General features: G+C 70.7%; 10 protein-coding genes and 2 tRNA genes. 8 read left to right on the top strand and 4 right to left on the bottom strand.

Going from position 1 to position 11,628, the window contains the following annotated elements; genetic code table 11:
- Window positions 1–531: 531 nt before the first annotated feature.
- On the bottom strand, window positions 532–1,719 hold the full coding sequence (metC, locus tag VP06_RS13450; protein WP_048464287.1) for a cystathionine beta-lyase: 1,188 nt from the start codon (window positions 1,717–1,719) through the stop codon (window positions 532–534).
- Between the two features lie 270 nt (window positions 1,720–1,989).
- On the opposite strand from metC, the gene VP06_RS13445 reads away from it, so the two are divergent.
- The 4 genes from VP06_RS13445 to VP06_RS13430 all read left to right on the top strand — a co-directional run bounded on the left by VP06_RS13445 (window position 1,990) and on the right by VP06_RS13430 (window position 6,311).
- Window positions 1,990–3,012, top strand: a complete 1,023-nt coding sequence (locus tag VP06_RS13445; protein ID WP_048464286.1) for an amino acid ABC transporter substrate-binding protein — start codon at window positions 1,990–1,992, stop codon at window positions 3,010–3,012.
- An 85-nt stretch (window positions 3,013–3,097) separates the two neighbouring features.
- A complete protein-coding gene (locus tag VP06_RS13440; RefSeq protein WP_048464285.1) occupies window positions 3,098–4,309 on the top strand; it encodes an amino acid ABC transporter permease in 1,212 nt (403 codons plus the stop codon).
- A gap of 8 nt (window positions 4,310–4,317) precedes the next feature.
- Entirely contained in the window at window positions 4,318–5,469 is a 1,152-nt protein-coding gene (locus VP06_RS13435; protein ID WP_048464284.1) for an amino acid ABC transporter permease, read from the top strand.
- Window positions 5,470–5,567: 98 nt separating this feature from the next.
- Entirely contained in the window at window positions 5,568–6,311 is a 744-nt protein-coding gene (locus VP06_RS13430; RefSeq protein ID WP_197093202.1) for an amino acid ABC transporter ATP-binding protein, read from the top strand.
- A gap of 36 nt (window positions 6,312–6,347) precedes the next feature.
- Here VP06_RS13430 and sseA read toward each other — a convergent pair whose 3' ends face one another.
- On the bottom strand, window positions 6,348–7,190 hold the full coding sequence (gene sseA, locus VP06_RS13425; RefSeq protein WP_048464282.1) for a 3-mercaptopyruvate sulfurtransferase: 843 nt from the start codon (window positions 7,188–7,190) through the stop codon (window positions 6,348–6,350).
- Window positions 7,191–7,743: 553 nt separating this feature from the next.
- Between sseA and VP06_RS13420 the strand changes: the two genes are divergently transcribed.
- Window positions 7,744–7,959: a hypothetical protein gene (locus VP06_RS13420; RefSeq protein ID WP_048464281.1), complete on the top strand. Its 216-nt coding sequence runs from the start codon at window positions 7,744–7,746 to the stop codon at window positions 7,957–7,959.
- 119 nt (window positions 7,960–8,078) lie between these two features.
- Here the strand turns inward: VP06_RS13420 and VP06_RS34915 are convergent, their stop codons facing one another.
- Complete coding sequence (locus tag VP06_RS34915; protein ID WP_048431004.1) at window positions 8,079–8,255, bottom strand: DUF1328 domain-containing protein; 177 nt, start codon at window positions 8,253–8,255, stop codon at window positions 8,079–8,081.
- A 212-nt stretch (window positions 8,256–8,467) separates the two neighbouring features.
- Window positions 8,468–8,543, bottom strand: a tRNA-Asn gene (locus VP06_RS13410).
- Between the two features lie 263 nt (window positions 8,544–8,806).
- Here VP06_RS13410 and VP06_RS13405 point away from each other — a divergent pair.
- The 3 genes from VP06_RS13405 (at window position 8,807) to VP06_RS13395 (ending at window position 11,608) form a co-directional block, all read left to right on the top strand.
- Window positions 8,807–8,880, top strand: a tRNA-Cys gene (locus tag VP06_RS13405).
- A 158-nt stretch (window positions 8,881–9,038) separates the two neighbouring features.
- Window positions 9,039–9,692, top strand: coding sequence for a protein-L-isoaspartate O-methyltransferase family protein (locus VP06_RS13400; RefSeq protein ID WP_048464280.1), 654 nt, complete (start codon window positions 9,039–9,041; stop codon window positions 9,690–9,692).
- A gap of 560 nt (window positions 9,693–10,252) precedes the next feature.
- Window positions 10,253–11,608, top strand: coding sequence for a TolC family outer membrane protein (locus VP06_RS13395; protein WP_197093201.1), 1,356 nt, complete (start codon window positions 10,253–10,255; stop codon window positions 11,606–11,608).
- The last annotated feature ends 20 nt before the right edge of the window (window positions 11,609–11,628 follow it).

Here is an 11,628-nt window from a genome sequence, read left to right as displayed (position 1 = left end):
TCGAAAATTCGAGATGGAGCAACGGCCGGATGCGTCAGCATCTTCGGCCGTTGGTATCAGTATCAATTTTGGATTTTTCTTCAAATCTATCGCACGGCACCGCATGTGCTGTGCAACGGCCAAGATTGGTCGTCGGGGCGGCGCAGGCTTGGGTCGGGTCGACCAGCCCCACGCGGGACGGCGGCAATACCAACGGTCGTTTTCAACGACCGTTGGCTCCGATCTCGAAGTGTCGCCAAGTCTTTGGCGTGATGTCGGAGATTGTCCGGGCACGGCGGGGGCTGGCCTCGGGGCCGATGACGGGCTGACCCGGCCGCCTGATCGGGGATGGGCTCGTGGCCCGGGACTGCGCGAGCGAATCCAGGTGGCGCACGCCTCGGGTTCCCCCGGCGCCGGCCGCGCCGTCAACGACCCGCGGGGGAGTTTGGTACCGGCGCGGCCGCGCCGGACGGGATCGGCCGAGAGGGGAGCGATGGCGAGGGGAGCGATGGCCTGCGGCAGGGCCCGTCCGGGACCGGCCCTGCCGGGGGCTCACGACGCCGCCCGCAGCCGGGCGAAGCCCGCCTCCAGGTCCTGCGTCAGGTCGTCGAGGTCCTCGAGCCCGACCTGGATCCGCAGGCCCGGGCCCTCCGGGGTCCAGGCGGTGGCGGTGCGGTAGGACGCGCAATCGAACGGAATCACCAGGCTCTCGAAGCCGCCCCAGGAGAAGCCCATCCCGAACAGCTCGAGCCCGTCGAGCATCGCCGCCACGGCGGCCTCGGGGCAGGGTTTGAGGATGATCGAGAACAGGCCGGAGGAGCCCAGGAAGTCGCGCGACCAGATCGCATGGCCGGGATCCTCCGGCAGGGCGGGATGCAGCACCCGGGCGACCTCGGGCCGGCCCTGGAACCAGCGGGCGAGCGCCAGAGCCTGCTCGCCGTGCTCGCGCAGGCGCAAGGGCAGGGTGCGCAGGCCCCGGAGCGCCAGGAAGACGTCCTCGGCACCGGCGCACATCGCGAAAAGGTCGAAGGTCCGCCGCAGGGCCGGCCAGTATTGCGCGTTGGCCGAGGTGAGGCCGAGCAGCAGGTCCGAGCCGCCCGACAGGTACTTGGTCCCCGCCTCGATGGCGATGTCGACCCCGCGCGCGTGGGGCGGGAACAGCAGCGGCGTCGCCCAGGTATTGTCCATCAGCACGCAGACGCCGCGGGCATGCGCCACCGCGGCGATGGCCGGGATGTCCTGCATCTCGAAGCTCTGCGAGCCCGGCGCCTCGGTGAGCACCGCCGCCGTGTTGCCGCGCATGAGGTCCGCGATGCCGGCCCCGATCGTGGGAGCGTAATAGGTGGTCTCGACCCCAAACCGCGCGAGAAACCCGTCGCAGAAGACCCGGGTCGGCCGGTAGGCGGAATCGGTGACCAGCAGGTGGTCGCCCGCTTTGAGGCAGGAGAGCAGCCCGACCGTGATGGCGGCGAGGCCCGACGGCGTCAGCACCGTGCCGGCGGCCCCCGCCAGCTCGGTCCAGGCGGCTTCGAGGGACCGGATCGTCGGGGTGCCGGCGGTGCCGTAGGTATATTCCGCCCGCCGGTGCTTGAGCGCGTCGTAGCTCTCGTAGAGCACGGTCGAGCCGCGATAGATCGGGGTGTTGACGAAGCCGTGCTGCTGCGACGGGTCGCGGCCGGCATGGACCAGGCGGGTGCGGGTGCCGAGGCGGGTCCTGTCGCGGGGCGGGGTGATGCTCATCGGGCCTCTGGCGTGACGATGTCGGGCGGTCGGATGCCGGGGCGGAGCACATCCCGGGCCGGCCGCTCCCGTCAAGACCGGGCGAGGAAGCCGGGTCCCCGGCCGCGACCCCGGAAGAGGCGCCGGCCTACGCTGTTCGTCGCAGGCGCCAACCCCTTGACCGCGCAGCCCGCTTCGCTTGGAATGCCTTTTGCTTAGGCAGTGTCCGTGCTTGAGCAAACGGGCGGCGGCCGACGGGCGCCGCGACCGGAACGGGAGACGCAAGACCCCATGAAGAGAATCGTCGCCGCCCTGGCCTTCGGGCTCGGCGCCACCCTGCTGGCGGGCGCCGCCCAGGCGCAAGGGACACTCAACAGCATCAAGCAGAAGGGCTACCTCTCCTGCGGCTCCAACCCGGGGCTGGCCGGCTTCGGCGTGCCGGACGCGCAGGGACGCTGGACCGGGCTCGACGTCGATTTCTGCCGGGCGCTCGCCGCGGCGATCTTCAACGACGTCACGAAAATCCGCTTCATCCCGCTCTCGGCCAAGGACCGCTTCACGGCGCTCCAGTCGGGCGAGGTCGACGTCCTGTCGCGCAACACCACCTGGTCGATGTCGCGCGACACCACCCTCGGTCTCGACTTCCCGGCCGTCAATTTCTACGACGGTCAGGGCTTCATGGTGAAGAAGAAGCTCGGCGTCACCTCGGCCAAGCAGCTCGACGGCGCCTCGGTCTGCACCCAGCAGGGCACCACCACCGAGCTGAACCTGGCCGACTACTTCCGGGCCAACAAGCTCAAATACGAGGTCGTGGCCTTCGCCAGCTCCGACGAGACCTTCAAAGCCTACGATTCCGGCCGCTGCGACGCCTTCACCACCGATGCGTCGGGCCTCTATGCCGAGCGCCTGCGCGCCTCGGCGCCCGACGACAACATCGTGCTGCCCGAGATCATCTCGAAGGAGCCGCTCGGGCCGGCCGTGCGTCAGGGCGACGCCCAATGGGCCGACATCGTCCGCTGGACCCACTACGCGATGCTGAACGCGGAAGAGGCCGGCATCACGCAGGCCAATGTCGACCAGCTGGCGAAGTCGACCGACAACCCGGACGTCAAGCGCATCCTCGGCACCGAGGGCAAGTACGGCACGGATCTCGGTCTCACCAACGACTGGGCCTACCGGATCATCAAGCTCGTCGGCAATTACGGCGAGGTGTTCGAGAAGAACGTCGGCCAGGGCTCGCCCCTGAAGATCCAGCGCGGCCTCAACGCCCTGTGGTCGAAGGGCGGCCTGCAATACGGCCCGCCGATCCGCTGATCGCCTGAGCGACGCGGCGCCCGGCCGTCCGGGCGCCGTCCCCGCCCGTCATCGTCCGCCATCATCAGACGCGAGCACGCCCCCCTTGCCGACGCAGCTTCCGGCCGATGCACCGCCCGGTCCGCCCCGGGTCTCGCCCCTCTACGATCCGCGCATCCGCGGGGCGGCCTACCAGATCCTGCTGCTGCTCGCGGTCGGGCTGCTGGCCTGGATCGCGATCGGCAACGCCGCCGAGAACCTGCGCAACGCCCGCGTCGCTTCGGGCTTCGGCTTCCTGGGCAACACCGCCGGCTTCGACGTCAACCAGACGCTGATCCCCTTCGCCGCCGCGACCTCGACCTACGGCACCGCCTTCCTGGTCGGGCTCACCAACACCCTGATGGTGGCGGTGATCGGCATCGTGCTCGCCACCGTGCTCGGCTTCACGGTCGGCGTGGCGCGGCTGTCGCCGAACTGGATCGTGCGGACGCTGGCCACGGTCTATGTCGAGGTCCTGCGCAACATCCCCCTGCTGCTGCAATTGCTGTTCTGGTACGTCGCGGTGCTGGCGAGCCTGCCGGCCGCGCGCGATTCCTACGCCCTCGGGACCTCCGTCTTCCTCAACCAGCGCGGCCTGTACCTGCCGAAGCCCCTGCTGGCGGCGGATGCCTGGGCGCTGCCCATCGCCCTCGCCATCGGCCTCGTCGGAACCCTGGTGTTCCGGGCCCATGCGACGCGCGAGCAGGCGCGGACCGGCCGGCGCCTGCCGGTGCTGGCGGTCGGGCTGGCGCTGATCCTCGGCCTGCCGCTCCTGACCTACGGGGTGCTGGCCCTGATCGGCATCGCGCCGGTGGCGCTCGACTATCCGGTGAAGGGCACCTTCAACCTGCGCGGCGGGATGCAGCTCTATCCCGAATTCGTCGCCCTGGTGCTCGGGCTCACGGTCTACACCGCCGCCTTCATCGCCGAGGTGGTGCGGGCCGGCATCCAGGCGGTCAACAAGGGCCAGACCGAGGCGGCCCGGGCGCTCGGCCTGCAACCCGGCCCGACCATGCGGCTGGTGGTGATTCCGCAGGCGATGCGGGTGATCGTGCCGCCGCTGACCAGCCAGTACCTCAACCTGGCCAAGAACTCGTCGCTCGCGGTGGCCATCGGCTATCCCGACCTGGTCCAGGTCTTCATGGGCACGGTGCTGAACCAGACCGGCCAGGCGGTGGAAGTCGTGGCGATCACCATGGCGGTCTACCTGACCATCAGCCTCGTGACCGCCTTCGTGATGAACCTCTACAACCGGCGCGTCGCGCTGATCGAGCGGTGAGACCCCCGATGACCGCCGGAGCCCAGCCTCTCACCTTCGTCCGCCGCGAGGCGGTGCCCGCCGCGGCCCCGCCCGTCCTGGTCAGCGGGCCGCTCGCCTGGCTGCGCCAGAACCTGTTCTCCAGCCCGGCCAACGCCGCGATGACGCTGGCGGCGCTTGCCGTGATCGCCCTGGTGCTGCCGCCGCTCCTGCGCTTCCTCGTCATCGACGCGGTCTGGACGGGCGAGAACCGCGATGCCTGCCGGCCCGAGGTGCTGGGCCGCCCGGTCGGTGCCTGCTGGGCCTTCGTCGCCAACAAGATCAACTACTTCGTCTACGGCTCGTACCCGGTCGAGGCGCGCTGGCGCCCGAACGTCTTCTTCGCCCTGATGGCGATCGGCGTCGGGTGGATGCTGTGGCTCGACGCGCCGAAGCGGGCCTGGGGCGCGCTCTACTTCTTCGTCGTCTTCCCGATCGTGTCCTACGGGCTCCTGGCCGGCGTGCCGGCCCTCGGGCTGGCCGCCGTTCCGACCGCGTTGTGGGGCGGCATGCTGGTGACGCTGATCGTGTCGCTGGTCGGCATCGTCGCGTCGCTGCCCCTCGGCATCCTGCTGGCGCTCGGGCGGCGCTCGCGGCTGCCGATCGTGCGGCTGTTCTGCGTCATCTTCATCGAGTTCTGGCGCGGCGTGCCGCTCATCACCGTGCTGTTCATGGCCAACGTGATGCTGCCGCTGTTCCTGCCCGGCGACGTCACGGTGGACCGGCTGGTGCGGCCGCTCGTCGGCATCGCGCTGTTCTCCGCCGCCTACATGGCCGAGACGGTGCGGGGCGGCTTGCAGGCGATTCCCCGCGGCCAGACCGAGGGGGCGATGTCGCTGGGCTTGAGCCCCTGGCACCGGATGCGCCTCGTCATCCTGCCCCAGGCCCTGCGCATCGTGATCCCGGGCATCGTCAACAGCTTCATCGCGCTGTTCAAGGATACCAGCCTGGTCTCGATCGTCGGCATCTTCGACTTCATCCGCACGATCGAATCGGCCCGGGTCGATCCCGCCTGGGCGGCGCCGACCGTGGTGATGACCGGCTACGCCTTCGCGGCCCTGTTCTACTTCGTCTTCTGCTTCGGCATGTCGCGCTATGCCCGCTTCGTCGAGCGCCGGCTCGCGGCGGGCCAGACACGGTGAGTTCCCCGATGGCTTCCTCTCCCGCCCAAACCCTGCCCGTGACCGCCCTTCCCGAGACCGATCCGGATCTCGCTCCCCGCAACACCTCGGCGACGCGGCTGGCCAGCGCGCCCACGGCGGTCTCGCTGGAGCGGGTCAACAAGTGGTACGGCGCCTTCCACGTCCTGCGCGACGTCACTCTCAGCGTGCGCAAGGGCGAGCGGATCGTGGTCTGCGGCCCCTCCGGCTCCGGCAAGTCGACGATGATCCGCTGCATCAACCGCCTGGAGGAGCACCAGGCCGGGCGCATCGTGGTCGACGGGATCGAGCTGACCAGCGATCTCAAGCGGATCGACGAGATCCGCCGCGAGGTCGGCATGGTGTTCCAGCACTTCAACCTGTTCCCGCACCTCACGGTGCTCGAGAACTGCACCCTGGCGCCGATCTGGGTGAAGAAGATGCCGAAGGCCGAGGCCGAGGCGATCGCCATGAAGTACCTGACCCGGGTGAAGATCCCGAACCAGGCGCACAAATATCCGGGCCAGCTCTCGGGCGGCCAGCAGCAGCGTGTGGCGATTGCCCGCTCGCTGTGCATGGCGCCCAAGATCATGCTGTTCGACGAGCCGACCTCGGCGCTCGATCCCGAGATGGTCAAGGAAGTGCTCGACACGATGGTGGGGCTGGCCGACGAGGGCATGACGATGCTCTGCGTCACCCACGAGATGGGCTTCGCCCGTCAGGTCGCCGACCGGGTGATCTTCATGGACGAGGGCCAGGTCGTCGAATCGAACACCCCCGAGGCGTTCTTCCGCGCCCCCGAGCACGAGCGGACCCGGCTCTTCCTGAGCCAGATCCTGCATTGAGGAGGACGCCCGGCCCCCGGGCCGGGCGACGGCCCCCTACCGCCCGGTCGCGACCGGCAGGTCCTCCCGCGCGCCCCATTCCGACCACGAGCCGTCATAGAGGGCACGGGGCGGGCGGCCGAGGCTCTCGAGCGCCAGGGAGACGATCGCCGCCGTCACGCCGGAGCCGCAGGTGGTGACCACCGGCCGGTCGAGATCGATGCCGGCCCGGGCCACCACCTCGCGCAAAGCGGCCTCGTCCTTCAGCCGGCCGTTCTCCTGGAGGGCAGCGTAATGCAGGTTCAGGGCACCGGGCATGTGGCCGGGGCGCACGCCGGGGCGCGGCTCGGCCTCCTCGCCGGCGAAGCGGGCGGGCGAGCGGGCATCGACCACCTGGGCCTGGCCGGCCAGCGCCCGCTGCACGTCGCCGACATTCGCGACCGCCGAATGGTCGAGGCGGGCGGTGAAGTGGCGCCGGTCGCGGGGCTGCGCCTCGCCCTCCTCGACCGGATGGCCGCCGGCGAGCCAGGCCGGAAAGCCCCCCTCCAGGATCGCGACGTCGCGGGCGCCGAACGCCTTCAGGGTCCAGCGCACCCGTGGGGCCGAGAACAGGCCCACCCCGTCATAGACCACCACCGTCATGCCGTCGCCGATGCCCATCTGGCGCATGCGCGACGCGAAGGCTTCCGGCGACGGCAGCATGTGGGGCAGGGCGCTCGCCTCGTCGCGGACCGCATCGATGTCGAAGCGCAGCGCCCCCGGGATGTGGCCGGCACGGAACTCGGCCTCGGCGTCCCGGCCCATCGCCGGCAGGTACCAGGAGCCGTCGACCACGACGATGTCGGGCGCCGCGAGCCGCTCTGCGAGCCAGTCCGCCGTAACGAAGGGGCCGATCGACATGCCAGTGTGTCTCCGAAAAAGGGGCACGATGGCCCGATCCAGGCATTGTGCCCGATTTCCGGGCGCCGCCGCCACCCATCCGGGACCGATTCCCGACCGGGCGCCCCCCGCGGCCGAGAGGCATCTCCTCCCATCGGCCGTGTCGGCGGATGCCGAAGCGGTCACCGGTTCGGAGAGAGAAGGGATCGGCGAACAAGGAGCCGCGCCGCGTTGTGCGTCGCACCATGCCACTCTGCCCATGCCATTCTGCGTTGCGACCAGGGTGTCATGATCCCGAAAAACCCCCGAATTCCGATCCCGCTCGCGCGCATCGCTCCTGCGACGACACCGCCCGATGCTGGCACGGTGCTTGCACGGCCGTCTGCACTGCACCCGCCGTGTCCACTCTCCCTTGCACGGTCGGGCGTGGTCGACGGGCCAGGCGGTGACACTCCGAGGGCTGCCTGGCCCGCCCGTCCGCGGTCGAAGACCGAAGGGGGCCCCGCGCGGCCCCGGCCGGAGACCGCGGGGCGGCCCCCTCGGCTGCAAGCACGGGCAGACAGGGAGGGTGTGCATGATCGCCACGGCCCGCTTCGAATGGCCACTCCGCCCCCACAGGGTCGAGGTCTCCTCCCTCGGCTACCTCGCGGCGGCGATCCTCCTGTCGGATCTGCGCGCGGGCCGCGCGGCGGTCTCGCCCCCCTCCGCGACGGTGCACCGGCTGACGCCGCGCGCGGCCCGGATGCATCCGGCGTCACAACCGCGGATGCGGCGCGTGGCCGAGGGCTGAACCGCGGATCCCCACGCCGACGCGCACCCGAATCGCGCACCCGCGCCAACGAAAAAGGCGGCCCCGCGAGGGACCGCCCTGATCGGGGAGGCGGGCCCGTCGGGCCGGCCGCGTGTTCGTCAGATCCGAGGCGAGCGGCCGCGCATCAGACCGAAGATCGCCGAGACCGCGAACAGCACGATCGCCACGAAGAACACGATCTTGGCCGCCTCCATGGCGGTGCCGGCGATACCGCCGAAGCCCAGCAGAGCTGCGACGAGGGCGACGACGAGGAAGGTGATAGCCCAGCCGATCATTGGAAACTCCTGTATCGAAGGCTGCTGGATTGCTTCGCGGCGCCGTGCAGAGAAGCGTTGCAGCAAGTTGAACGGAGAACCACTGGACCGGGCGACAGGTTCCGTCGATTTTTTCGGATGAAGGCCGGGGCACGAGCGTGCGCCACGCGAAAGGCCCCGCGGATGAGGGCAGGGCGCGGGACCGGCCGGGACCGGAACGATGCGGGAGAGGGTGGCTCCCCGAGCAGGACTCGAACCTGCGACAAGGCGATTAACAGTCGCCTGCTCTACCAGCTGAGCTATCGGGGATCGCGGCCGGACCTCTACCCAAGGCGGGGAGGGTGCGCAAGGGATTTTCGCCCCCGGAGAGGCGTCGCGGGCGATTTTGGCGAGCCGGCTCATTTCACCCCCGCCCATCGCGGTTTTCCCGCCGGATCCCTGTTGCGAAGCCCGGGCAGGCTCTGCTAATGACCCCTCGTCCCCGGGTTGTCCGCCCGACGCCGGGGAGACGGAGCGGCCGGCGCTGTCCAAGCCCGGCCCGCCCGATCGCCGGCTCGAAAGCCGGCCCGGATGGCCTCGTGGCGGAGTGGTTACGCAGAGGACTGCAAATCCTTGCACCCCGGTTCGATTCCGGGCGAGGCCTCCACCCTTCTTTTCCTGTTGCGATACAGATCGGCCCGGCTCTCGTATGAGGGCCGGGCTTTTTCGTATCCTTGCCTTTTGGTCGGCGATCCACCACAACCGCGTCGCCCGGCGGCTTGACCGTCGCGGCTTGGCCGTCGCTCAAGCTCTCCAGAGACGTTCATGCTCGACTACGCGCAAGCGCGCCGCCTCATGGTCGATTGCCAGCTCCGGACGTTCGACGTGACCGACATCGCCCTCCTCGATGCGTTCGACGCCGTCCCGCGCGAGCGGTTCATGCCGGCGGACCGGCAAGCCTTTGCCTATATCGACCAGCCCCAGGCCGTCGGCACGGAGGAGGGCGAGACCCGCTTCATGCCCGCCGCGATGGTGCTGGCGCGCCTGATCCAGGCGCTTGCCCTCAAGCCCGGCCAGCGCGTCCTCGATGTCGGCACCGGGCTCGGCTACGCCGCCGCCCTCCTGCGCCGCCTCGGCGTCGAGGTCGTCGCCCTCGAATCACTCCCGGGCCTCGCCGCTTCGGCGCGCGAGCGGGTCGGCGACGGGGTCACCGTCGAGGTCGGCCCGCTCGACAAGGGCGCCGCGGGCCACGCGCCCTACGACGCGATCCTGATCGAGGGCCAGGTCGAGCGGCGTCCGCAGACGCTGCTGGACCAGCTCGCCGATGGCGGACGCCTCGCCTGCGTCCAGGGCCAGGGCCGTCCGGCCAAGGCGACCCTCTGGGTGCGCTCCGGCGACGCCTTCGGCTCGCGCCCGCTCTTCGACGCCACCCTGCCGCCGCTGCGCGCCTTCGCGGTCGAGGCCGGCTTCGCGTTCTGACGCTCCGGCGCCGGCCGGCCCCGCGCCCGAATCACGGGGCCACCGCCGGACGAGGGTGGCCCGTCCGGCCAGCCGGGCAGGACGCCCGGCGTCCCCGCCCGGTCCCCGGATGCGAATTGTCCGGGAAGACTCATCGGGGCCAAGGCAGTCCGGCGGGCCGCCCGCCTGGATCCGGCCTCCGCACCGCAGGGTCAGGCCGACCCGGGCGCAGTCCACGATAATCTTTCGTTTACCAATCCCTTGCAAACTGAGTGTCGCCGTGGAGCAGGACGGTGCGCGAAGCGCCCGGCCGTGGCTCCCAGCCCCTGAGGGGGGGCAGCACCTGTCGCTTTTATGCGGCACCGCCGGTCAAACTCTGCGATTCACCGCGTTGGGGCGGTGCTCGCGGCGGAACCCTCGGCTAATGTCACGGTCGAGGTGGGCACAGCGATATGACGACTCGGCTCCGCCGCGTGCGGTGCAGAGCCGGTCGTTTGTGGGCTAGCCGCACAGGGTAGACAGGCGTGACTGACACAGGAACTCGGGCGTTCCGCGGGCTTCGGCTGGGCGGGTTCGCCGTCATGGCGCTCGCCATGGCGGGCCAGGGCGCGACCGCGGAAACCCTGGAGACCGCGCTGGCGCGGGCCTATGCGGGCAACCCGACGCTCAATGCGCAGCGCGCCGGCCAGCGCGCCAGCGACGAGAACGTGCCGCGGGCGCTGGCGGGCTACCGGCCGCAGGTCAGCGCCTCGGCCAGCGTGGGCGTCAGCAACGTATCGGGGCGCCTCGGCGCCGGGCGCGGGGAGATCGGTGGCGGCGACGCCTCGCAGACCCTGATCCCGGGCTCCGCCGGCGTCTCCGTGACGCAGACGCTGTTCAACGGCTTCCGGACCGACAACCAGACCCGGCAGGCCGAGTCGCAGGTGCTGGGCGGCCGCGAGACCCTGCGCAACACCGAGATGCAGACGCTGTTCTCGGCGGCGCAGGCCTACATGAACGTGCTGGCGGACACCGCCACGCTGGAGCTCAACCGCAACAACGTCGAGGTGCTGGAGGAGCAGCTCCGCCAGACCCGCGACCGCTTCAACGTCGGCGAGGTCACCCGCACCGACGTCGCCCAGGCCGAGGCGCGGCTCGCCGGCGCCCGGGCCCAGGTCAGCCTGGCCGAGGCGAATCTGCGCACCAGCATCGCGACCTACCGGCAGGTGATCGGCGTCGAGCCGCGCCAGCTCGCCCCGGGCCGTCCGATCGACCGCTTCGTTCCCGGCACCCTGACGGCGGCGGTGGAGATCGGCCTCACCGAGCACCCGGCGATCCTCTCCGCCCTCCACGCGGTCGATGCGGCCGAGGCGCAGGTCAAGATCGCCGAATCGTCACTCTACCCGACGGTGGCGCTGAGCGGCAACGCCGCGCAGGTCTTCGACCAGCAGATCGCCAATACCCGCTACTTCCAGGGCTCGATCGTCGGGCAGCTCACGGTTCCGCTCTACCAGGGCGGCGCCGAATACGCGCAGATCCGCCAGGCCAAGGAGCAGGTCGGCCAGGCCCGGCTCCAGGCCGAGCTGACCCGCGACCAGGTCCGTGCCGGCATCGTCACCGCCTGGGGGGCGCTGGAGGCGGCCAAGGCCCGCGTCATCGCCTCGCAGGCTCAGGTCCAGGCCAACGAGGTGGCGCTGAACGGCGTGCGCGAGGAGGCCCGGGTCGGCCAGCGCACCACCCTCGACGTGCTGAACGCCCAGCAGGAACTCCTGAGCGCCCGCGTGGCCCTGATCGCCGCCCAGCGCGACCGGGTGGTGGGCTCCTACCAGGTGGTGCAGACTGTCGGCCGCCTCACCACGCGCTTCGTCGCCGTCCCGGTGGCGCAGTACAGCGCCAAGCAGCACTACGACCAGGTCAAGGATCTCTGGTACGGCGTGCGGACGCCGGACGGCCGCTGAGGGTGGCGGGCGCGGGGGGG

This window comes from Methylobacterium aquaticum, assembly GCF_001043915.1.
In the GTDB taxonomy this organism is placed as follows: Bacteria; Pseudomonadota; Alphaproteobacteria; order Rhizobiales; family Beijerinckiaceae; genus Methylobacterium; species Methylobacterium aquaticum.
The sequence above is the reverse complement of the archived record's forward strand: the minus strand, read 5'-3'. Positions and strand labels throughout refer to the sequence as shown.